The 20219-nt window shown below is 70.8% G+C and carries 20 protein-coding genes and 3 tRNA genes; 15 read left to right on the plus strand and 8 right to left on the minus strand.

Features of this window, described 5'->3' with window-relative positions; translation table 11 throughout:
* The first annotated feature begins 30 nt into the window (after positions 1-30).
* The 4 genes from JHW38_RS17505 to JHW38_RS17520 all read left to right on the plus strand — a co-directional run bounded on the left by JHW38_RS17505 (position 31) and on the right by JHW38_RS17520 (position 4355).
* The gene (locus tag JHW38_RS17505) at positions 31-1395 is read left to right on the plus strand and encodes an Hsp70 family protein (RefSeq protein WP_207522603.1); all 1365 of its coding nucleotides are present in this window, start codon (positions 31-33) and stop codon (positions 1393-1395) included.
* A gap of 108 nt (positions 1396-1503) precedes the next feature.
* Positions 1504-2202 carry a DUF2924 domain-containing protein gene (locus JHW38_RS17510; RefSeq protein ID WP_207522604.1) on the plus strand — a complete coding sequence of 233 codons (699 nt, stop codon included), beginning with the start codon at positions 1504-1506 and terminating at the stop codon, positions 2200-2202.
* A gap of 31 nt (positions 2203-2233) precedes the next feature.
* On the plus strand, positions 2234-2875 hold the full coding sequence (locus tag JHW38_RS17515) for a DUF938 domain-containing protein (protein ID WP_207522605.1): 642 nt from the start codon (positions 2234-2236) through the stop codon (positions 2873-2875).
* Between the two features lie 79 nt (positions 2876-2954).
* Positions 2955-4355: a sialidase family protein gene (locus tag JHW38_RS17520; RefSeq protein ID WP_207522606.1), complete on the plus strand. Its 1401-nt coding sequence runs from the start codon at positions 2955-2957 to the stop codon at positions 4353-4355.
* Here JHW38_RS17520 and JHW38_RS17525 read toward each other — a convergent pair.
* Both JHW38_RS17525 and JHW38_RS17530 read right to left on the minus strand, forming a co-directional pair.
* Positions 4265-4891 (minus strand): YiiX family permuted papain-like enzyme, encoded by a 627-nt coding sequence (locus tag JHW38_RS17525; RefSeq protein WP_207522607.1) that lies wholly within the window; start codon positions 4889-4891, stop codon positions 4265-4267. The genes JHW38_RS17520 and JHW38_RS17525 overlap by 91 nt on opposite strands.
* A 38-nt stretch (positions 4892-4929) precedes the next feature.
* Positions 4930-5472, minus strand: a complete 543-nt coding sequence (locus JHW38_RS17530) for a GNAT family N-acetyltransferase (RefSeq protein ID WP_207522608.1) — start codon at positions 5470-5472, stop codon at positions 4930-4932.
* 141 nt (positions 5473-5613) lie between these two features.
* On the opposite strand from JHW38_RS17530, the gene JHW38_RS17535 reads away from it, so the two are divergent.
* On the plus strand, positions 5614-6429 hold the full coding sequence (locus tag JHW38_RS17535; protein WP_207526413.1) for a nucleotidyltransferase domain-containing protein: 816 nt from the start codon (positions 5614-5616) through the stop codon (positions 6427-6429).
* 116 nt (positions 6430-6545) lie between these two features.
* Here the strand turns inward: JHW38_RS17535 and JHW38_RS17540 are convergent, their stop codons facing one another.
* Positions 6546-7172: a thymidine kinase gene (locus JHW38_RS17540; RefSeq protein WP_207522609.1), complete on the minus strand. Its 627-nt coding sequence runs from the start codon at positions 7170-7172 to the stop codon at positions 6546-6548.
* Positions 7173-7269: 97 nt separating this feature from the next.
* Positions 7270-8031 (minus strand): sel1 repeat family protein, encoded by a 762-nt coding sequence (locus tag JHW38_RS17545; RefSeq protein WP_207522610.1) that lies wholly within the window; start codon positions 8029-8031, stop codon positions 7270-7272.
* 121 nt (positions 8032-8152) lie between these two features.
* Here JHW38_RS17545 and JHW38_RS17550 point away from each other — a divergent pair, with 121 nt between their 5' ends.
* The 9 genes from JHW38_RS17550 to JHW38_RS17590 all read left to right on the plus strand — a co-directional run bounded on the left by JHW38_RS17550 (position 8153) and on the right by JHW38_RS17590 (position 14337).
* The gene (locus JHW38_RS17550; protein WP_207522611.1) at positions 8153-10135 is read left to right on the plus strand and encodes a UvrD-helicase domain-containing protein; all 1983 of its coding nucleotides are present in this window, start codon (positions 8153-8155) and stop codon (positions 10133-10135) included.
* A 278-nt stretch (positions 10136-10413) separates the two neighbouring features.
* Positions 10414-11439, plus strand: a complete 1026-nt coding sequence (locus tag JHW38_RS17555; RefSeq protein WP_207522612.1) for a DUF4272 domain-containing protein — start codon at positions 10414-10416, stop codon at positions 11437-11439.
* A gap of 33 nt (positions 11440-11472) precedes the next feature.
* Positions 11473-11973, plus strand: coding sequence for a GNAT family N-acetyltransferase (locus tag JHW38_RS17560; protein WP_207522613.1), 501 nt, complete (start codon positions 11473-11475; stop codon positions 11971-11973).
* Positions 11974-12320: 347 nt separating this feature from the next.
* Positions 12321-12406 (plus strand) — tRNA-Leu (locus JHW38_RS17565).
* A 17-nt stretch (positions 12407-12423) separates the two neighbouring features.
* Positions 12424-12509 (plus strand) — tRNA-Leu (locus JHW38_RS17570).
* 15 nt (positions 12510-12524) lie between these two features.
* A tRNA-Leu gene (locus JHW38_RS17575) sits at positions 12525-12611 on the plus strand.
* A gap of 109 nt (positions 12612-12720) precedes the next feature.
* Positions 12721-13236, plus strand: coding sequence for a GNAT family N-acetyltransferase (locus tag JHW38_RS17580; RefSeq protein ID WP_207522614.1), 516 nt, complete (start codon positions 12721-12723; stop codon positions 13234-13236).
* Positions 13237-13306: 70 nt separating this feature from the next.
* The gene (locus JHW38_RS17585) at positions 13307-13780 is read left to right on the plus strand and encodes a RidA family protein (protein WP_207522615.1); all 474 of its coding nucleotides are present in this window, start codon (positions 13307-13309) and stop codon (positions 13778-13780) included.
* Positions 13777-14337 carry a hypothetical protein gene (locus JHW38_RS17590; protein WP_207522616.1) on the plus strand — a complete coding sequence of 187 codons (561 nt, stop codon included), beginning with the start codon at positions 13777-13779 and terminating at the stop codon, positions 14335-14337. Before JHW38_RS17585 ends, JHW38_RS17590 begins: the two co-directional genes overlap by 4 nt.
* A gap of 22 nt (positions 14338-14359) precedes the next feature.
* On the opposite strand, the gene JHW38_RS17595 is transcribed toward JHW38_RS17590, so the two are convergent.
* Together JHW38_RS17595 and JHW38_RS17600 are read right to left on the minus strand one after the other, a co-directional pair.
* A complete protein-coding gene (locus JHW38_RS17595) occupies positions 14360-14848 on the minus strand; it encodes an SRPBCC family protein (protein WP_207522617.1) in 489 nt (162 codons plus the stop codon).
* Entirely contained in the window at positions 14845-15240 is a 396-nt protein-coding gene (locus JHW38_RS17600) for an ArsR/SmtB family transcription factor (RefSeq protein WP_207522618.1), read from the minus strand. The genes JHW38_RS17595 and JHW38_RS17600 overlap by 4 nt, the downstream gene beginning before the upstream one ends.
* Before the next feature lie 144 nt (positions 15241-15384).
* Between JHW38_RS17600 and JHW38_RS17605 the strand changes: the two genes are divergently transcribed.
* Positions 15385-16308: a 5'-nucleotidase, lipoprotein e(P4) family gene (locus JHW38_RS17605; RefSeq protein ID WP_207522619.1), complete on the plus strand. Its 924-nt coding sequence runs from the start codon at positions 15385-15387 to the stop codon at positions 16306-16308.
* A gap of 392 nt (positions 16309-16700) precedes the next feature.
* Here JHW38_RS17605 and JHW38_RS17610 read toward each other — a convergent pair whose 3' ends face one another.
* Positions 16701-17690: a Csu type fimbrial protein gene (locus tag JHW38_RS17610; protein WP_242690975.1), complete on the minus strand. Its 990-nt coding sequence runs from the start codon at positions 17688-17690 to the stop codon at positions 16701-16703.
* A 164-nt stretch (positions 17691-17854) separates the two neighbouring features.
* Positions 17855-20206 carry a fimbria/pilus outer membrane usher protein gene (locus JHW38_RS17615; RefSeq protein WP_428995328.1) on the minus strand — a complete coding sequence of 784 codons (2352 nt, stop codon included), beginning with the start codon at positions 20204-20206 and terminating at the stop codon, positions 17855-17857.
* Between the last annotated feature and the right edge of the window lie 13 nt (positions 20207-20219).

Genomic DNA, 20219 nt, shown 5'->3' on the forward strand with positions numbered 1-20219 from the left:
CCTTGCGCGCCGCGAATTCCAGCCCTCCCCATGAAGATCGGCATCGATTTCGGCACCAGCTATTCCGCCGCCGCCGCCGTCATCGACGGTCAGGTCCGCACCGTGCGTTTCGGCGAGGAACGCCAGTTCCGCACCACGGTGTATTTCCCCGAGGCCGTGCCCGACCCGGACAAGTTCGAACTCGACGACGCGATGGAGGCCGAGGTCGACTCGATCGTGCGCAGCGCGCGCGCCGAGCAGAGCCGCAACCCCGGCCAGGCCCGGCGCAGCGACCTCGAACTGCGCCGCGATGCGGTGCGCGCGGTGCGCCGGCAGTGGCTGGAGCGGCAGGTGCGCGAGGCGCGCGCCTCGGCCGCGTCGCTGCAGAACGCGGTGTACGGCGAGGAAGCGGTCGAGGCCTATCTGGCCGAGGGCTTCGGCAATCTGGTGCAGTCGCCCAAGTCGATGCTCGGCTACCAACTGGCGCCGCACGTGCGTCAGACCATCGTCGGCATCGCCGGCTACATCCTCGAACACATCCGCCTGAGCGCCAGCCAGCAGTTCGGCGCCAACGTGCGCGCGGCGGTGCTCGGCCGGCCGGTGCAGTTCCGCAGCTCGATGGGCGCGGCCGGCGGCGACCAGGCCCTGGAGATCCTGCGCGAAGCCGCGCTCGGCGCGGGCTTCGACGAAGTCGATTTCCTCGAAGAACCGGTCGCTGCGGCGCTCGGCCACCACGCCCAGAGCCCGCAACGCCACCGCGCGCTGGTGGTCGACATCGGCGGCGGCACCAGCGACATCACCCTGGCCGAAGTCGGCGGCGCGCAGCCGCCGCAGGTGCTGGGTTCGTGGGGCATCGCCCGCGGCGGCGTCGATGTCGATCTGGCGCTGAGCCTGTCGCGCTTCATGCCGCTGTTCGGCAAGGGCGCCACGCGCGTGCCGGCGCACCATTTCGTCGAAGCCGCGACCGTGCACGACGTAATCCGCCAGCGCGATTTCCAGCGCCGCGACGCCTACCGCGAAGTCGACGAACCGTTCGGTTCGCGCCTGATCGCGCTGCAGGACACCGGCAACACCACCCGCCTGAGCCGCGCGGTGGAAGCGGCCAAGATCGAACTGAGCTCGCGCGAACGCAACCGCGCCGAGCTCGACTACATCGAGGCCGGGCTGGCCCAGGAAGTGCTCGCGCCCGACCTCGGCATGGCCGCCGAGGGTTTCCTCGGTTTCTTGACCGAACTGTTGAACGACGTCGCCGCGCAGATCGGCGAGCCGCCGCAGGTGGTGTTCCTGACCGGCGGCATGTCGCGCGCGCCGTACGTGCGCGAGGCGGCGCAGCGGTGTTTCCCGGAGGCGCAGCTGGTGGCCGGCGATGCGTCGCTGGGGGTGGTGTCGGGGTTGGCGTTCGCGGCGTTGGGCTGAAGACCGCGATTGAGGCCCGGATTCGCGCCGTTCCGGGTTGACAGGCCCGGGCCTTTCCCCCTCAAATTCGGCCGTTCGCTGCTTCGGCCGTCGGGATTTGGGGGATCTATGGCAAGGAAGTCTTCGCCCGCGCTGGTGAGCGAGTATCTCGAGCGCCTGTCGGGCGAAATGTTCGAGCCCGCGTACCGCACCGAACTGTCCGACCTGATCCGCGGCAAGGCCGGCATCTACGCGCTCTACAAAGGCGAACGGCTGTACTACGTCGGGCTCGCGCGCAATCTCGAAAAACGCGTCGGCGATCACCTCAAAGACCAGCATGCGGGCAAGTGGGACTCGTTCAGCGTCTACCTGATCAGCGCCAGCGAACACATCAAGTCGCTGGAGTCGCTGCTGCTGCGGGTCTTGTTCCCGAAGGGCAACCAGGTCAGCGGCAAGCTGGTCGGCGCGGTCGACAAGAAGAACCTGCTGCTCAAGGCGATGAAGGAGACCGACTCGGCCCGGCGCGCCCGTCTCGTCGGCGCGCATCGCCCGGCTCCGACGGTGCGCAAAAAAGCCGCGACCGGCCGCGGCGCGGTCGCCTTGGCCGGCGTGGTCAAACGCGCATTGCCGTTGCTGCGCGAGTACGGCGGCGAAGTCCATCGCGCGTCGCTGCGCAGCGACGGCTACATTCATTACAAGGGACAAAAGTACCGTTCGCCGTCGGCTGCGGCAGGGCAGATCTGTCCGGGCGCCGTCAACGGTTGGTACTTCTGGTATTACGAAGCCTCCAAGGGCGATTGGGTGCCTTTGGACCGGTTGCGCAAGTAGCGCGCCCGAAGCCGCTGCGGAGTCCCGCCCGATGACCGAACGTCCGTACTCGCCCTCGTGCGAACGCAACCGCGACCCGATCCTCGCCGTGCTGCGCGAACATTTCGCCGACCGCCGCGAGGTGCTGGAAATCGGCAGCGGCACCGGCCAGCACGCGGTGCATTTCGCCGCGGCGATGCCGTGGTTGCGCTGGCAATGCTCCGACGGCGCCGCCTATTTGCCGGGGATCCGCTTGTGGCTGGCCGAAGCGGCTTTGGCCAATACACCGCCGCCGTTGGAACTCCAGGCCATCGTTGAGCCCGCGCCCGGTTTCGCGCCGCCGCCGCCGTTGCCGCGCGGCGGCGATGGCGTAGCGCGCGGCTTCGACGCGGTCTTCAGTGCAAACACCCTGCACATCATGGGCTGGCCGCAGGTCGAGGCGTTCTTCGCCGGCCTGGCGACGGTGCTCGCCGACGACGCCTGCGTCGTCGTGTACGGGCCGTTCAACTACGCCGGCGCCTATACCAGCGACAGCAATCGCGATTTCGACGGCTGGCTCAAGGCGCGCGATCCGGCCTCGGCGATCCGCGATTTCGAGGCGGTCGATGCGCTGGCCGCGGCGATCGGGCTGCGTCTGCGCGCGGACATCGCGATGCCGGCCAACAACCGCTGCCTGGTCTGGCGCCGCGGCTGAGCGCTGCGGCCGCGCGGCGCTTGACGGCGGCCGCCGCGGCGCCCGCACAATGCGTTTCCGCTCCGATCCGGATTCCGCCATGCGCGCAACGCTGCCGTCTTCGCTGTTGTGCGTACTGGCGCTGGCCGTGGCCGGCTGCCAACAGGCGACGCCGCCCGCTCCCGCCGCGAAACCCGAAGCGACGCCGGCCGCGGCAACGCCGCAGTGGCGCGTCTCCGACTGGCCACTGCCGGTCGCCGCCGCCGCCGCGCAGCCGGACCTGATCGCCGCGCCGGACGGCGGCTGGTTGCTGTCGTGGATCGAACCCGGCGAACACGGCGGGCATGCGTTGAAGTTCGCGCGCGCCGGCCGCGACGGTCGCTGGGACGCGCCGCGCCGCATCGCCGCGGGCCGCGACTGGTTCGTCAACTGGGCCGACACGCCGCATATCGCCGCGAGCGCCGACGGCGCGCTGTGGGCGCACTGGCTGCAGAAGTCGGCGCCGGCGACCTATGCCTACGACGTGGTGCTGACCCGCTCCGGCGACGGCGGCGCCACCTGGTCGAAGCCGCTGAAGGTCAACGACGACGGCACCGCGACCGAGCACGGCTTCGTCTCGCTGTGGCCCGACGGCGCCGACGGCCTCGGCGTGGCCTGGCTCGACGGCCGCCACACCGGCGCGGCCGCGGGCGAGGGCGGCCACGCCGGCCACCGCGGCGCGATGAGCCTGCGCGCGGCGCGCTTCGACGCGAAGCTGGCGCGCTCGCTCGACCACGAAATCGATGCGATGACCTGCGACTGCTGCCAGACCGACGCGGCGCCGACCGCGCGCGGCCCGTTGCTGGTCTATCGCGACCGCGATGCGCAGGAGATCCGCGACATCGCCGCGACCCGCCGCGACGGCGAGGCCTGGAGCGAGCCGCGCCACGTCAACGCCGACCGCTGGACCATGCCGGCCTGCCCGGTCAACGGCCCGTCGGTGGCCGCGCGCGGCGAGGCGGCGCTGGTGGCGTGGTACACCGCCGCGGGCGGCGAGTCCAAGGTGCAGGCGGCGCGCAGCGACGACGCCGGCACGAGTTTCGGCGCGCCCTTGCTGCTCGACCGCGGCGAGCCGGTGCAGGGCCGGGTCGAGGCCGCGCTCGGCGCGGACGCGGCCTGGGTGCTGTGGCTGCGCGAGGACAAGCAGGGACAGACCCTGTGGCTGGCGCGGCTGGCGCCGGATCTGTCGCGCGAACTGCAACGCATCGAAGTGGCGCGGGTGCCGGGGCGCGGCCGCGGCACCGGCTTCGCCCAGCTCGCGCTCGGCGACGGCGTCGCTTATGTGGTGTGGACCGAACTGGTCGACGGCGCCGCGCGGCTGCGCGGGGCGCGGGTGCAGGCCGAGGCCGGCTCCGCGCCGGACGCGCGGCCTCAGCCCGAGGCGACGGTTTCCAGCAGCGGCGAATCGAACATCGCCGCCGGCGACACCACCGTTTCGCCGAGCGGCACGCGCGCGCCGTAGCGTTCGCGCAGCTTGGCCTTCACTGCCGGGTCGTCGAGCCTGAACTCGCCCAGGCGCTGCAGCTTGCCGATGCGAACGCCCATCGCGCGGTCGAACAATTTGTAGGCCAGCTCGCTGCAATACAGCCGGTCGTCGGACCAGCCGAAAGCGAGGTCGTAATGCTTGCCGCGCATCCGCTCGGCCTGCGCCAGCAAGCGCTGGGCCTGCGCCGCATCCGGCGGCTGGCGCAAGCGCTTGAGCACGTAATGCCGGCCCTGGCCGCGCGCGATCCATGCGTCCAGCGGGGTGTAGCGCGCCGGTTCGACCGCTTCGAACACATACGGCTTGCCGTCGCGATGCAGCACCACGCCCATGTGGCTGTAACGCGAACCGGTCGCGCTCTGGACCGCCAGGCTCTGCGCCGAACGCGAGGCGTGGAAGATCAGGTCGCCGTCGCGCACCGGCGGCGGCGCGGCGCGCGCGCAGGCCGCGCCCAGCGTCAGCGTGGCGGCCAGCGCGCAGGCGAAAACGGCGCGCAGCGCGGCCGCGCGGCTCATCGGGAGTGGCTCATTCGAGGCAGCTCATCGGGCGCCGCTCATGCCGGCGCGCCGGCCGCTTCGGCGCGCTTGGCCGCGACCGTGGCGAACAGCCGCACGTCGCGGTTCTCGGTGCCGTGCCGGATCGTGCCCTCCTCGCGCATGCCGAGCCGTTCCAGCACCTTGATCGACGCCGCATTGCCCGGGCTGACGATCGCCAGCACCCGCGCCAACGCCAGCGCCTCGCGTGCGTAGCGCAGCACCGCCTCGCCGGCCTCGACCGCATAACCGCGCTGCCAGTGGCGTTGCAGGAAGGCGTAGCCCAGGTCCGGCGCGGGCAGGGTGTCGCGGCACAGCAGGCCGCTGATGCCGATCGGCTCGCCGCTGTCGCGCAGCTCGACCCGCCACAGGCCGTAGCCGTGGCGCGCGTAGCTTGCGGCGGGGCCGTCCTGGATGTAGCGCAGCGCGCCGTCGAGGTCGCGCACGCCGCGGTCGCCGATGCCGCCGAGGAAGCCGGGTTCGTTGAGCAGTTCGAGAATGAAGCCGGCGTCGCCGGCGGCGAGCTCGCGCAGGGTCAGGCGTTCGGTCTGGATCGTCGGCATGGGCGGCGGCGCGCGCGGGTCGGTCGGGCAACGATACGACAGTGGCGCGCTTCGGTGAGGCCTCGATGAAGCCGGCGCGACGGCGGCTACACTGGCCGGCCACGCACCGCCGCCTTCGCCGCCATGACCGAGCCGTCCCGCCTGCACGAAATCCACCCCATCGCCGACGACAAGCGCCGCGCCGTGCTCGACGCGCTGGCCGCGATCGAGCGCGAGCACGACGTGCGCGTGGTCTACGCCTGCGAATCCGGCAGCCGCGGTTGGGGCTTTTCCTCGCCCGACAGCGACTACGACGCGCGCTTCGTCTACGTGCACCGGCAGCCGTGGTACCTCAGCGTCAACGAGCGCACCGGCCCGGGCGAGCCGCAGCGCGACGTGATCGAGCTGCCGATCGAGTCGGACCTGGACGTGGCCGGCTGGGACCTGCGCAAGGCGCTGCGGCTGGTGTCCAAGTCCAACCCGACCCTGCTGGAGTGGCTGCGCTCGCCGATCGTGTACCGCCAGGACGAGGCGATGGCCGCCGAGCTGCACCGGCTGGCCGAGCGCTTCTATTCGCCGATCGCGGCCTGGCACCACTACCTGAGCCTGGCGCGCGGCACCTTCCGCTCGCACCTGGGCGGCGACAGCATCCGCACCAAGAAATACCTGTACGTGCTGCGGCCGGTGCTGGCCTGCCAGTGGATCGAACGCGAGGACAGCGCGCCGCCGATGGCGTTCGAACTGCTGCTGGAGCGGCTGCTGCCGGACGGCCCGGTGCGCGCGGCGATCGACGAGCTGCTGGTGCGCAAGCGCCGCAGCGCCGAAGTCGAAGCCGGGCCGCGGGTGCCGGCGCTGAGCGATTTCCTCGCCGCCGAGCTGGAGCGGATGCAGGCGCAGCCGCCGCAGCTGAGGCCGGGCCAGGGGCGCGGCGATGAGCTGGACGAGTTCTTCCGCGCTTCGCTGCGGCAGGAGTGGTGACCCCCTGTAGGAGCGGCGCGAGCCGCGACCGCGACAACGCAACTGCGGCGAAACTTGCGGCGTAGTTGCGTTGTCGCGGTCGCGGCTCGCGCCGCTCTTACAGGAAGCAGCGAGGCTCAGTTCGACAACGGCAACGGCGGCTGCAACGGCTCGATCGTGCCTTCCCCGCGCATCACCTTCTTGTATTCCTTGCGCGACACCGAGATGTAGCGTTCGTTGCCGCCGATCTCGACCTGCGGCCCGTCGTGCACCGCGCGCCCGGCTTCGTCCACGCGCAGGGTCATGGTCGCCTTCTTGCCGCTGTGGCAGATGGTCTTGATCTCGCTGAGCTCGTCGGCCCAGGCCAGCAGGTACTGGCTGCCTTCGAACAGTTCGCCGCGGAAATCGGTGCGCAGGCCGTAGCACAGCACCGGGATGCGCAGGTCGTCGACCACTTCGCTGAGCTGCCAGACCTGCGAGCGGCTGAGGAACTGGGCCTCGTCGACCAGCACGCAATGCAGCGCGCCGTGCGCGGCGATGTCGGCGCGGATCAGCGCTTCCAGGTCCTGGTCGCGGTCGAAGGCCTGGCCTTCGGCGCGCAGGCCGATGCGCGAGGCGACCACGCCGGTGCCGGCGCGGTGGTCCAGGCGCGGGGTCAGGATCGCGGTGCGCATGCCGCGTTCGCGGTAGTTGTGCGCCGACTGCAGCAGGGTCGTGGTCTTGCCGGCGTTCATCGCCGAATAATAGAAATAGAGCTTGGCCATGCCGCCAGTGTAGGGCGAGCGGCGCCGCCGCTACAGACTTGACGCCGGCCGGCGCGCGCGTCGCGCGCGCGCCGGCGCGATGCTCACGGGGTACCGCTTACGGCGTGCCGTTCAGGCTTTGCGGAACGCCGACCTCGACGTTGCCGCCGCTCTGCCAGACCGCGTCCTCGACCGCCCAGTAGCGGTGCGCGTCGAGCCGCCAGTCGGCGTACATCGGGCGCAGGTCGAGCGAATCGCCGCCGTCGAACAGCGAGGCGCCGCCCATCGACGCGGCCACTTGCACGCGGTCGGTGGCGGCGCCGGTGCGGCTGCCGGTGGCCTGGCTGCGCGCCCGCGCCAGCGCGCGCTCGAAGCGCGGCTTGGCCGCCTCGTCGCCGAACTCCGCGTACAGGGCGCGGCCCTCGCGCAGCGCGCGCTCGCGTTCGGCCTCGCTGAGTTCCAACCACATCTTCTCGCGCAGCAGCAGGAACTGCGGGTAGCGGCGCTCGGCGGCGAGGTCGGCCCAGGCGTAGGCCAGGGCGCGGTCGGCGGGCTGGCCCAGGCCGTGCCACAGGATCAGGCTCAGGCGGTGCTGCGAATACTTGTCGGCGTAGCGCGCGGCGCGGCGGAACTGCTCGGCGGCGCTGCGCCAGTCGCCCTTGCCGGCGGCTTCGGCGCCGTACAGGCGGTACAGCTCGTTGGGATGGGTCGCGGCGATGCGGCGGCGGGTTTCGAACTCGCGCAGCGTGGTCCGGTCGGTCTCGGCCACGGCCTGTTGTTGCGGCGTCGGCGCAGGCGGCGCTGCGACGGGCGGCGCCGCCGACGCGGCGGCCGGCGCCAGCGCGGCGAACACGAAAAACAGCGCGAAACCTCGGGGCATGGCCGGCTCCGGCGGCCCGGCGGCGGGTCCGCAGGCGTCCAGCCTACTCCAGCCGCGCCGCCGCCGGCACGGCGGTTAGACTATCGGGTCGGTCCGGCCCCCGCCGGCGATCTGGCGTCCCATGCACGGTCTCAATCCCCCCCAACGCGCCGCCGTCCTCAACACCGACGGTCCCTTGCTCGTGCTCGCCGGCGCCGGCAGCGGCAAGACCCGCGTGATCGTGGAGAAGATCGCCCACCTGATCGCGTCGGGCCGCATGCCGGCCAAGCGCATCGCCGCGATCACCTTCACCAACAAGTCGGCCAAGGAAATGCGCGAACGCGTGGCCAAGCGCATCCGCGGCGACGCCGCCGACGGCCTGACCATCTGCACCTTCCACGCGCTGGGCCTGAAGTTCCTGCAGATCGAGCACGCCAAGCTCGGCCTGCGCCGAGGCTTCAGCGTGTTCGACAGCGACGACAGCAACGCCCAGATCAAGGACCTGCTGCCGGCCGGGACCAAGCCCGACGTGCTCGACGACATGCGCAACCTGATCTCGCGGGCCAAGAACGCGGGCCTGTCGCCGGAGCAGGCGATGGCCGAATCGCGCAGCCCGCGCGAGATCGAGGCGGCGACGATCTACGAGCTGTACCAAAAGCGCCTGACCACGTTCAACGCGGTCGATTTCGACGATTTGATCCGCCTGCCGGTGCAGTTGCTGGAAGCCGACAGCGACGTCCAACTGGCCTGGCGCGAGCGCATCGGCTACCTGCTGGTCGACGAGTGCCAGGACACCAACGACGCCCAGTACCGTCTGCTCAAGGGGTTGGCCGGGCCGCGCGGGCTGTTCACCTGCGTGGGCGACGACGACCAGTCGATCTACGCCTGGCGCGGCGCCAATCCGGACAATCTGCTCGAGCTCGGCAAGGATTATCCGAGCCTGCAGATCGTCAAGCTCGAACAGAACTACCGTTGCAGCAACCGGGTCCTGCGCGCGGCCAACGCGCTGATCGCCAACAACCCGCACGAGCATCCCAAGACCTTGTGGAGCGACCAGGCCGACGGCGAGCGCATCCGGGTGTGGGAATGCCGCGACAGCGCGCACGAAGCCGAAAAGGTCGCCGCCGAAATCCACTTCCAGCAGCAGAAGCACAACGCGCCGTGGAGCGACTTCTGTATCCTGTTCCGCGGCAACCATCAGAGCCGCGCGCTGGAAAAGGCGTTGCAACTGCTGCGGGTGCCGTATCACCTCAGCGGCGGCACCGCGTTCCTGGAGCGCGGCGAGGTCAAGGACGCGCTGGCGTGGCTGCGGCTGGTCGCCAATCCCGACGACGACGCGGCGTTCCTGCGTTCGGTGACCTCGCCCAAGCGCGAGGTCGGCGCCACTTCGTTGGCCAAGCTGGCCGAGATGGCGCGCCACGCGCAGCTGCCGATGTCGCGCATGGCCGAGTCGATCCACGCGATCAAGCAACTGACCCCGCGCGCCGGCAACGCGCTCGACGGCTTCGTCAACATCGTGCGCTTCCTGCGCGAGGAGGCCCAGCGCATCAGCCCCGGCGAACTGGTCGGCGTGCTGGCCGAGCGCAGCGGCCTGCTCGCCTCGATCCGCGCCCAGTGCAAGGACGAGGCCAGCTACCAGCGACGCAAGGAAAACCTGCAGGAGCTGTCGGGCTGGTTCGACGGCGGCCGCGGCTCGGGCCCGGGCGAACTGGCCGCGCAGCTGGCGCTGCTGTCGCACGCCGACAAGGGCGAGGCCGGCAACCAGGTGCGGCTGATGAGCCTGCACGCGGCCAAAGGCCTGGAATTCCGCTTCGTCTTCATCGTCGGCGTCGAGGACGGCAACCTGCCGCACGACGCCAGCCTCGACGAAGGCCGCCTGGACGAAGAACGGCGGCTGATGTACGTGGGCATCACCCGCGCCAAGGAGCAGCTGTACCTGTCGCACTCGCGCGAAACCCAGCGCTGGGGCGAGCGCATCCGGCTCAAGCCGAGCCGCTTCATCGACGAACTGCCGGCCGGCGAACTGCAACGCGACGGCGCCGATCCGGTCGCCGACGCCGAACGCAAGCGCGAACGCTCGCTGGCGGGCTTCGCCGCGATCAAGGCGCTGCTCGAAGAAGGCTGAGCCGTCGCGGGACCGTCGTCCGTCCCGCGGGAAGACGGTCCGCGCCGCTGTCTTGCGCTCTTGCGGCAAAGCCGTCGGCCCCGACGCCCTTCGCTGTTCGGGAGGGCCGTCGGGCGCGACGCCTTCCGCTCCGATCGCTGCCTGTCCGCGCATCGCAACGAATGCGCACTTCGACGGATTTCTGCCCGCCCCGTCACACCCATGCGGCCGCTGCGCACGCGACCGCATCGCGCGAAACCGCTAGGCTGGCGTCCGAATCCCCCGAAGGGCCCCCGCCCATGCCCCTGCTGATCAACGCCTATTCCACGCTCGCCTCGCCGCCGCCGCCGCCGTTCCTGACGCAGGCGCCCACCCGCCGCGACCGCAGCGATCCCGAATTGGTGCCGCACCTGCAGGGCTTCGTCGGCTACGTGATGAGCACGGTCGCCGACGGCATGGACGCGCGCACCTTCGGCGTGCTGCGGCATCTGCAGCGAGTGCAGACCCAGTTTTCGTTCGAAGTGCACGAGCGCGATTACGACGCGCTCGCCGCCTGGGGCGACAGCGCCAACGTGCTGTGCTTCCTGCCCGACGGCAGCGTGCGCGACGCCGCCGGCAACGTGCTGGTGAGCCGCGGCGAACCGCCGGTGGAAGCCGACGCCGCGCTGCCGTACCCGGCCGACGCGCGCGAGCGCAAGCGCCGCAGCGAAGCCGAACTGCGCCAGCTCGGCGCCGCGCCGCCGGCGCACCTGCCGCCGGTGCTCGGCGCCGGCGAAGTGCGCCTGCGCGACGCGCAGGAAGCCATGCGCCGCATGCTGGCGCTGTGCGCGGTCGCGGTGCGCGCCGAGTCGCTGAGCTCGCAGCCGCTGTCGATGGAGGAAATCCGCGCCAAACTCGCGACGGGCGTGGCCGCGCTGACCCCGGCCGAACGCGCCTTCATCGCCGCCGACAAACCCGACGAGGACACCTGGGCCAACCAGGGCTGGCGCTACGAAAGCGCGGCGCTGCTGCAATGGGCGCTGGGCCTGAGCGAGGCGCTGCCGGCGCCGACCGCGATCTGCGACGCGGCCCGGGTCGCGCGCGTGGCCATCGACCATTCAGACGAGGCCGCCATCGCCGCCGCGCGCCTGCGCCCGCTGCCGGAACTGCTCGACGCGCTCGACGGCGCTTATCGCCGCCACTGGCTGGTGCGGCAGGCGCGTCTGGACGACAAACCCGCGCCGATCGGCCTGCATCCCAGCGTCGTCTACGAGCGCCACTACGCGCTCAACTGGCTGCTGCGTTTCGACGAGCAGGACTGGGACGAGGTCGGCACGCCGACCTGAGCGCGGCGGCCGCCCGCTCGGCATACTCGGCGCATGAACCCGACCCTGCGCCCCGCAACCATAGCCGACCATCCGGCCGTGCTCGCCCTGAATCTCGAAGCCGAAGCGCTGATGAGCCCGATGGACGCCGCGCGTCTGGCCATGCTCGACGGCCAGAGCGCTTACCACCGCGTGGCCTGCGACGGCGACGCGGTGGTCGCGTTCCTGATCGCGCTCGACCAGGGCGCCGACTACGACAGTCCGAACTACCAGTGGTACCGCCAGCGTTACCCGCGCTTTCTCTACATCGACCGCATCGCCGTGGCGGCGAGCCATCGCGCGCGCAAGCTCGGCGGACTGCTCTACGACGATCTGTTCGCGTTCGCGCGCCAACGCGGCTTCGACACGGTCGCGGCGGAGTTCTACATCGAACCGTTCAACGAAGCGTCGAGCCGATTCCATGCGCGGCATGGATTCGTCGAAGTCGGGACGCAGTGGGTCGCGCAGGGAAGCAAGCGCGTGTCGTTGCAGATCGCCGCGGTGCCGAAGGGCTGACGCGTATCGCGCGTTGCGCGAATAAAAAAATCGCCGCGGCACTTGCTTGCGCGAATTTCGTTTTGCTATGTTGCGCGCATGGACATCATCTCTCACCGCCGACTACGCCTGAGCGCGCGATTGCATCGTCGCGACGCCGGCGTGCGTTCGAGCGGAATCCGACTACGTTGACCCCATCGCCCGATCCCTCGCGGATCGGCCGGGGCCGCTAGCGGTACGACTCGAAGGCGCCGAAAGGCGCCTTCGTCGTTTTCGCCTTTCGGCATCGCATGCCGCCACCGACTCCGCTGCGCCTTCGCCGGCGCGGCGCGGGACGCCGCGCGCCGGCATCCGCATCGATTCCCCACGCCCGAATGACGTAATGGCAAACGTGCAGCCCTGAGATGGCTGCGGCCGCAAGGCCGTGCGGGTTCGAGTCCCGCTTCGGGCACCACTTCGCAAGCACCATCCGCCCGGATGGCGAAACGGTAGACGCACCGGTCTCAGAAGCCGGTGGCCGCAAGGCTGTGTGGGTTCGAATCCCACTCCGGGCACCAATGCAAACCCACGTCGCCCAAGTGACGTAACTGGCAACCGTGCCGGCCTCAGATGCCGGCGGCCGCGAGGCCGTGCGGGTTCGACTCCCGCCTTGGGCACCACACTCGGCCATGCCGCACGCCGGCAAAACTGCGATGATCGAATCCGGTTCCGATGCAACGGCTCGCGCATGATCGTGCGGCATCTCCCTTCGACGAGCGTTGCGCCGCGATGATGCCGACCCTGGCCCGCGTCGGCCTGCACCTGCGCCCGCTCGTCATGGCCGACGCGCCGGCGTGGTTCGCCTATCTGTCCTTGCCCGGCGCGGTCGAACACACCAGCTGGAGCCTGGACGGGATCGAGGTGCTGTACCCGCAGATCGCCGCGTCCCATCCGTTCCGCGGCGATGCGCCGGTCTTGTTCGCGATCGTCGACGATCTGGACGAACTGGTCGGCACGGTCGGTTTCCATACCGTGTTCGACGATCCGCGCGGCGGCGAGATCGCCTACAACCTGCATCCGGCGCACTGGGGCCGCGGCATCGCCAGCGAGGCCTGCGCGGCGGTGACGCAGTGGGGCTTGCACGAGCGCGGTTATGCGCGCGTCGACGCGTACGCGCTCGACAGCAATTCCGCCAGCCAGCGCGTGCTCGACAAGTGCGGGTTCCGTCGCGTGCGGCTGGAGACCGGGCTGCGCTCGGTGCGCGGCGCGCCGCGCGATTTCTGGCTGTACCGGCGCGAGGCGTGAGCGCGGGCGCTTGCCAGCGGCGCGGCCGCGGACGATGATCCGGGCACTTCATCGGATGAGGGCAAGGATCATGCGCTGGTTCCGTTCCGCCGCCGTACTGTGCCTGTGCGCGATGTCCGCCGCCGCGTTCGCGGGCGAGCGGCCGCAGTTCCTGGGTTCGCCCGATCCGGCCGCGGCGAAGTTGCCGTTCTCCGAAGCGGTGCGCAGCGGCGACCTGTTGTTCCTGTCCGGCCAGATCGGCACCGTGCCCGGCGCCGACAACGCCTTGGCGAAAGGCGGGATCGGGCCGGAGGCCGAGCAGACGCTGGGCAACATCCGCGCCGTGCTCGAACGCCACGGCGCGTCGATGCGCGATGTGGTCAAGTGCACGGTGTTCCTGGCCGATATCGGCGATTGGCCGGCGTTCAACGAGGTCTATCGCAAGCATTTCAGCGCGCCGTTCCCGGCGCGCAGCGCGTTGGCCGCGTCGGGTCTGGCGATGGGCGCCAAGGTCGAGGTCGAATGCATCGCGCAGGCGCCGCGCAAGGCGGGCAAGGCGCGATGAGCATCGGCTTCGGCGCCGTGGCCGCACGCGCGGCCGTCTGCGCGCTGGCCTGCGCACTGGCGCTCGCCGCGCCGGCGCGCGCGGACGCGGCCGAAGGCTATACGCCGGCCGACGCGGTTTTGTCGGAACCGCGCGCGCATCCCGACTGGCCATGCCTGTCGTCGCTGCTGCAGCAGATCGTCGACGACCAGGGCGAGCGCGGCGTCAACCTCCTGCACATCGGCCGCGTGGTGCGTCGGGCCGGCGACGGCGACGACTTCGTGCGCGTGTACTGGCCGCGGCAGCGCGCGATCGTGCTGGTGTCGCTGAACCGCAACGGCTGCGCCGATCCCGCTTACCGCTACGACTCGCTCGGCCTGGGCTGGTATCGGACCAAGGCGCGCATCGACCTGGACAGCCACGTGCGCGAAACCGAGGCCGAAGTCAGCGGCAGCAGCTTCCTCGTCACCCGCGCGTGGACCGACGCGGTGATCGCCGAATGCACGACGCACGGCACCGAGCTCAAGCTGCGGCGCGCGCGCCGGCGGCGTTCGGACGCCGACGCCGACGCGCTTTGAGCCGGCGCGACGCAGGCCGCGCTCAGGCTGCCTTGCGCTCGTCCAGCAAGGCTTCCAGCGCGTCGTAGCTCAGGCCCATGCCGGTTTCCATCGGCGATTGCAGCACGCCGTCGCGGATCTCGCGGCTGGCGTATTCGATGCGGTTGCGCATCAGCGTGCGTCCGCCGCGTTCGACGAAGGTGGTGGTGCCGAGCGCGTCGCCGCCGAACCAGGCCTCGTCGAAACGCTCGCGGCCGACGATGCGCTCGGGCGCGACGACTTCGGCGTAGACGCCGCGGATGCCCATCTGCGCATCGCCGTTGCGCCACAGATAGCGGTAGGCGCCGCCGGCGCGCAGATCGATCTCGCACTCGTCGAGCGACCAGCCGCCGAACACGCCGAGCCAGCGCTTGAGCAGCTCGGGGCGGGTCCAGGCTTCGAACACCAGTTCGCGTGGGGCGTCGAATTCGCGGGTGACGACGATGGCGGTGTCGCCGTCGGCGGCGACGCTCAGGGTGTTGTTGGCGCTCATGGCGTTTTCCTTTTGCGGTTGGGACGGATGGCGGGACGCGGCGCGGCGGCATCGCTGCCGGCGCGCTCGCGCTGCATTTGCGCCAGCAGGGCATCGAGCTGGCCGAAGCTGCTCTCCCAGTAGCGCCGATAGGTTTCGAGCCACGCGTTGGCCTCGGCCAGCGGCTGCGCGCGCAGCCGGCACGGGCGGCGCTGGGCGTCGCGGCCGCGTTCGATCAGGCCGGCGCCTTCGAGCACCTTGAGGTGCTTGGAGATCGCCGGCTGGCTCATCGCGAACGGCTCGGCCAGCTCGTTGACCGAGGCCTCGCCGAGCGCGAGCCGGGCCAGGATCGCGCGCCGGGTCGGGTCGGACAGGGCGGCGAAGGTGGCGTCCAGGTGCTGGCTGGGCTGCATAAATAACCAAATAGTTATAGAACGTATTGGCTATATACGCGGCCGGTGCGGGCTGGTCAAACCCGTTCCGACGAACGGCGCGGCATTCGACACGCTTTTGCGCCGGGGCCTACACTTCCCGGCCTTTCCTCAGGACCCACGCGCATGCAGCTTCGCGTCCCTCTTACCGTCCTGGCCTGCGCGCTGGCGCTGGCCGCGTGCAAGCCGCAGCCGGGCGCGCCGGCCGCCGCCGCGCCCGCCGCCGATGCCAAGCCCGCGGCCGCCGCGCCGCCGGCCGCCGACGCCAAGCCGACCGGCGCGGACGACAACCTCAACGCGGTGCTGTGGATGCAGCGCTCGGTCGAATACCGCGCCAGCGCCGAGACGATCTATCGCGCCGCCGCCGACAAGCTCGACGCCGCGCTGAAGCAGCCGAACTGGGACGCGCTGGTGCCGGACGAACGCGGCAACGCCGCCAAGGGCCTCAAGCCCGCGGTGGTGATGGACGTGGACGAGACCGTGCTCGACAACTCGCCGTATCAGGCGCGCTTGGTGCGCGACGGCAAGGAATACGACGAAGTCAGCTGGGACGCGTGGGTCGCGGAAAAGAAGGCCAAACCGGTGCCCGGCGTGGTCGAGTTCGCCAAGGCCGCGCAGGCCAAGGGCGTGACCATCCTGTACCTGTCGAACCGCGCGGTGCATCTGAAGGACGCCACGCTCGCCAACCTGCGCAGCGCCGGCCTGCCGGTCGCCGACGACTCGGTGTTCCTCGGCCTGGGCACGGTGGTCGATGGCTGCGAACAGAACGGCAGCGAGAAGAATTGCCGGCGCTTGCTGGCCGGCAAGCAGTATCGCGTGCTGATGCAGTTCGGCGACCAGATCGGCGACTTCGTGCAGGTGGTGGCGAACACGCCGGAAGGCCGCGACGGTCTGCTCGAGCAATACCACGACTGGTTCGGCGAACGCTGGTGGATGCTGCCGAACCCGAGTTACGGCTCGTGGGAAGCGATGACCTTCAACAACGACTACAGCCAGTCGCGCGACGCGCGGCGCGAGGCCAAGCGCAAGGCGCTGGATCTGGCGCCGTAAGGCGTCTCAGGTGTTCTGGCGACGTTCTACCTTTTTAAATCAATGAGTTGAATCGCAATACTTAAGGTATTGCATTAGCTTGGTCCCGGCGTTAGTCTGCCCGCATCCCGGCTCCGGCCGGGGCCATGCCACAACTCGTACTCTCCGGCGCAAGCCGGATTTGAAGGAGGCCTCGCGCCTCCTTTTTCTTTTTTGCGGCGCAGGTTCGGCAGCTCCCTGTAGGAGCGGCGCGAGCCGCGATCGCGACACGTCGCTTAGCGCGAACGCTGGACAAAATCTCGCCATTCGCATCTCGCGACTCGGCGCAGTGCATTTGTCGGTGGCTTTCGCGGTTGTGCGATTGGCGCGGTCGCGGCTTGCGCCGCTCCTACAGGTAGGCCATGCGGGATGCGTCAGTAGGTGACGGTGACTACGACCGTGTCGGTGTAGCTCCCCGGCGTTGCCGTCTGCGGCGCTACCCGGCCGTACACCGTCTGCGATTGCGCCGTACCCGTGCCGGTGCCGGCGACCGTGTCGGTGCCCAAGGTCGTGCCCCAGCGCTGGCTGCGGCCGCTGTCGCGGTACAGCTCGTACGGGACGAACAGGCCGCCGGCGCTGCGCATGCGGCGGATGTTGCCGCTGGCGTTGAGGCCGTTGCCGATGCCGAGTTGCCAGGCGGTGCGGCCGGTGCAGGTCAGGCCGATCGCGGTGGTGCGGTCGACGTTGCTGAGGATCCGTCCCGGCACGTTGCCGAAGGCGAGGTCGGGCACCGGCTTCGGGCTCAGCGCGCAGGCGTTGGGCACCGAGCCGGAGACGGTGAAGGGGATCGTGCTCGCGGTGCCGGTGCTGCCGCCGCTGATGCACGAGGCGGGCATCGGCGGGGTGCCCAGCAACGCTTCGGCGAACTGGAATTCGATCTTGGTGTCGGCCGCGGCGGTGAAGCGGTTGGTGTAGGTGCCGGCGTTGAGCGCGGTCTGCGTGGGGATGCGGCCGTACAAGGTGGCGGTGAGGGTCTGGCTGCCGCCGAGCAGCGGCACGTCGTAGTCGAACTGCAGCGGCAGGAAATTCGGCACGGTGGCGTTGCCGCGCGCGCCCCAGATCTGGGTGCGCGCGCTGTCGGTGTAAAGCTGCATCTGCAAGGGGTCGGAGAAGCCGTTGATCATGCGCCGCGGCGCCAAGGTGCCGCCGCCGTCGGTGCCGCTGAAAATGCTCACGCACATGTTGACCCGCGCCTTGGCCAGCAGCGACAGCGCGCCGGTGGTGCAGGTGACGGTGAGGGTCGCAGTGGCGTCGGTCTGCGCGCCGTTGGTCGGCGCGAACGCGAGGTTGGTCATGCTGCCGGTGCAACTGGTCGCCGCCTGCGCCGGCGCGGTCCAGGCGAGTGCGGCCAGCAGCGCGAACATGCATCGCAAGCCCATGCGTCGCAGGTCTATGCGCAGCGAGTCCGGGCGCGGTTGGCGCACGCGGTCGCGTGGGATTCGCTCGTCCGCCGCCGTCGCCGTCGCCGTCGCCGTCGCCGTCGCGCGCGCCGGCGCGTTCGCCGCTGCCGCGGTGCGCGCGAACGCGCTCACCGCGCCGCCTCGCGCGCGCACGCCAGCGGCCCGAGCCGGGCGATGCCCTGCGCGTCGGCGGGGTAGTCGAAGCGCACCACGCATTCGCCGCCGTCGGGCAGGCGCACGCGCAACTCGTTGCGTTCCAGCAGCTGTTCCAGATAAGTCTCGCCGTCGTAGCCGACGGTGGCGCGTTCGCCGTTGCCGCTGAGCACTTCGCTGCCGAGCGGCAACGGCGCGCCGGCGGCGTCGCGCAGGCTCAGCACCGCGGCGCGGATCTTGTCGATCTTGAAGCGCACCACGGTGCCGGAGCGGTCGCGCGGCGTGGCCAGCGTTTCGACCCGATCCAGCCGGGTGTCGGCCGGCAGTTCCATCGGATCGATGCCGATGCGGTTGCGCTGCCACGCGTTGAGCGGCGTCACCAGCAGCACGCCGTCGGCGTCGGTGCGGCCGAACGGGCGGTTCTCGAGCAGCACCGGCACGCCGGGCACGCCGGTCGAGACCACCGCGAACGCGTCGCTGACGTTGCGCGCGGCGAAGCCGTGGCCGCCCATCCACACCAGCGCGCCGCTGGCGCTGGCGTAGCCGTAGTCGCGCGAACCCTGGCGCGCGTAGCCGAGGTTGAAGCGGCCGGCATCGGTCAGCCACGCCGCTTCGGCCAGGCCGCCTTCTTCGCCGTCGCCGCCGCGTGCCTGCAGGCGCCAGCCGAAGCCGCCGTCGCCGGGCACCGGGCGCGTCAGGTCGATCGCGCCCTGGTCGAGGCCGGCGGCGCGCTGCGCCGAGACGCTGAGCTGGGTGCCGGGGCGCGCGGGATCGGCTCGCAGGTTGAGGTTGAAGCCGAGGTACACGGTGCGGTCGCGGCTGCGGTCGAGGTTCTGGTTGTACGACAGGCTCAGCGACGCGCGGGTGCCGAGGTTGCGGCTCCAGGTCGCGCCGGCGTAGCGCGCCGGTTCTTCGCCGCGATAGACCAGCCGCACGTAGTTCAGGCCGAGGCTGCCGATGCGCGCATCGCTCCAGCCGATCACCGCGCGTTCGCTGACCCGCGGCGCGCCCAGGCCGTAACGCGAGGCGAGGTCGCGGTAATCGCCGTGGGTGCGCTGGGTATCGGCGGCGAAGTTGAAGCGGCCGTTGCTCCAGTTGTAGGCCGCGGTGTATTGCCAGCCGGCATCGCCGCCGTCGCGGCCGTGGCTCAGCGACGCGCCGAACACGCCGGCTTGCCCGAGCAGCCAGGCCGCGCCGACACCGCCGTTGACCACGCCATCGCCGCCTTCGCCGTGGGCCTGGAAGGTGAAGCGGTCGCTGACGCCGTAGCGCAGGTCGGCGCTGAGCAAGGGGTCGCTGCCGTATTCGAACGAACGCAGCGCGTAGGCCTCGCGCGCGACGCCGAGGCTCACCGACCAGTCTGACAAACCCTTCGCGAGCAGCTGTTGCGCGGCGTAGAACGGAAAGTCGAGCGTGCGGGTGCGGCCGAACGCGTCGGTGACCACCAGCTGCGCGCTGCCGGCGCCGGTGATGCCGGGAATGGTGGTCAGCTGGAACGGCCCGGGCGCGACTTCGCCGCTGTATTGGCGCAGGCCGTTGACGTACAGGTCCACCGCCGACGGCACCGCGACTTCGCCGACCAAGGTCGGCAGCGGCGTAGTGATGCGATACGGCTGCAGGCCGAAATCGCGGCCGAAGCGCACGCCGCCCAGGCGCAGCGGGCGGGTCCAGTCGAGCTGGCCGCTGACCACGTCGCCGACGGTCACGGCGAACATCGATTCGGGCCGCGACCAGCGCCAGCTGGTGTCCAGGCGGATCGAATCGGTGCGCCGCGGCGCGCCGTCTTCGCGGTAGTGGCGGATCACGCCGGTCTGACTGAAGACTCCATCGCCGAGCCCGAACGCGCGCGCTTCGACGAACGCGGTGGCGTTGTCGCTGCGGTCGTCGCGGCTGGCGTAGAGGTCGTAGTTGAGCAACAGCCCCGGCGAGGCGCTGGCCTTGGGCACGTCGGCGCCGGGCGCGTTGAGGCGGCTGACGCGCAGGTCCAGCAAGGCCAGCGGCGCGTCGATGGCGACGCGCTGTTGCGTCGCGTCGAAGCGCACGCTGACGCCGGGCAGGGTGTCGGGTGCGAGCGTGTCGCCGCTGTCGCGGTCGTTCAGGGCGAAGCCGATCGCGCGCAAGGTGGCGACGCTGGCGTAGAGCCGGCCGTCGCGCAGTTCGAACGGTTGCGGCGCGCCGTACGCGGTCTGGTTGAGGCTGACTTCGAGGTACACGGCCATGTTCGCGGCCTGCGCCGCGGCCGCGGCGGCGTTGACCGGACGCGCGATGTCGGCCGCGTCGAACGACGCCGGCGATGCGGCGCGGCTCAGTTGCGACGCCAGGAGCAGGCCGGCCGGCATG

The organism is Lysobacter enzymogenes (assembly GCF_017355525.1).
In the GTDB taxonomy this organism is placed as follows: domain Bacteria; phylum Pseudomonadota; class Gammaproteobacteria; order Xanthomonadales; family Xanthomonadaceae; genus Lysobacter; species Lysobacter enzymogenes_C.

Coding starts and splice junctions, on each gene's coding strand:
- JHW38_RS17540 (WP_207522609.1), bottom strand. CDS start 7,172: ATGGCCAAGCTCTATTTCTATTATTCGGCGATGAACGCCGGCAAGACC.
- JHW38_RS17595 (WP_207522617.1), bottom strand. CDS start 14,848: ATGAGCGCCAACAACACCCTGAGCGTCGCCGCCGACGGCGACACCGCC.
- JHW38_RS17585 (WP_207522615.1), top strand. CDS start 13,307: ATGCGCTGGTTCCGTTCCGCCGCCGTACTGTGCCTGTGCGCGATGTCC.
- JHW38_RS17550 (WP_207522611.1), top strand. CDS start 8,153: ATGCACGGTCTCAATCCCCCCCAACGCGCCGCCGTCCTCAACACCGAC.
- JHW38_RS17510 (WP_207522604.1), top strand. CDS start 1,504: ATGGCAAGGAAGTCTTCGCCCGCGCTGGTGAGCGAGTATCTCGAGCGC.
- JHW38_RS17520 (WP_207522606.1), top strand. CDS start 2,955: ATGCGCGCAACGCTGCCGTCTTCGCTGTTGTGCGTACTGGCGCTGGCC.
- JHW38_RS17530 (WP_207522608.1), bottom strand. CDS start 5,472: ATGCCGACGATCCAGACCGAACGCCTGACCCTGCGCGAGCTCGCCGCC.
- JHW38_RS17610 (WP_242690975.1), bottom strand. CDS start 17,690: ATGTTCGCGCTGCTGGCCGCACTCGCCTGGACCGCGCCGGCGCAGGCG.
- JHW38_RS17560 (WP_207522613.1), top strand. CDS start 11,473: ATGAACCCGACCCTGCGCCCCGCAACCATAGCCGACCATCCGGCCGTG.
- JHW38_RS17545 (WP_207522610.1), bottom strand. CDS start 8,031: ATGCCCCGAGGTTTCGCGCTGTTTTTCGTGTTCGCCGCGCTGGCGCCG.
- JHW38_RS17515 (WP_207522605.1), top strand. CDS start 2,234: ATGACCGAACGTCCGTACTCGCCCTCGTGCGAACGCAACCGCGACCCG.
- JHW38_RS17555 (WP_207522612.1), top strand. CDS start 10,414: ATGCCCCTGCTGATCAACGCCTATTCCACGCTCGCCTCGCCGCCGCCG.
- JHW38_RS17605 (WP_207522619.1), top strand. CDS start 15,385: ATGCAGCTTCGCGTCCCTCTTACCGTCCTGGCCTGCGCGCTGGCGCTG.
- JHW38_RS17580 (WP_207522614.1), top strand. CDS start 12,721: ATGATGCCGACCCTGGCCCGCGTCGGCCTGCACCTGCGCCCGCTCGTC.
- JHW38_RS17505 (WP_207522603.1), top strand. CDS start 31: ATGAAGATCGGCATCGATTTCGGCACCAGCTATTCCGCCGCCGCCGCC.
- JHW38_RS17600 (WP_207522618.1), bottom strand. CDS start 15,240: ATGCAGCCCAGCCAGCACCTGGACGCCACCTTCGCCGCCCTGTCCGAC.
- JHW38_RS17590 (WP_207522616.1), top strand. CDS start 13,777: ATGAGCATCGGCTTCGGCGCCGTGGCCGCACGCGCGGCCGTCTGCGCG.
- JHW38_RS17525 (WP_207522607.1), bottom strand. CDS start 4,891: ATGAGCCGCGCGGCCGCGCTGCGCGCCGTTTTCGCCTGCGCGCTGGCC.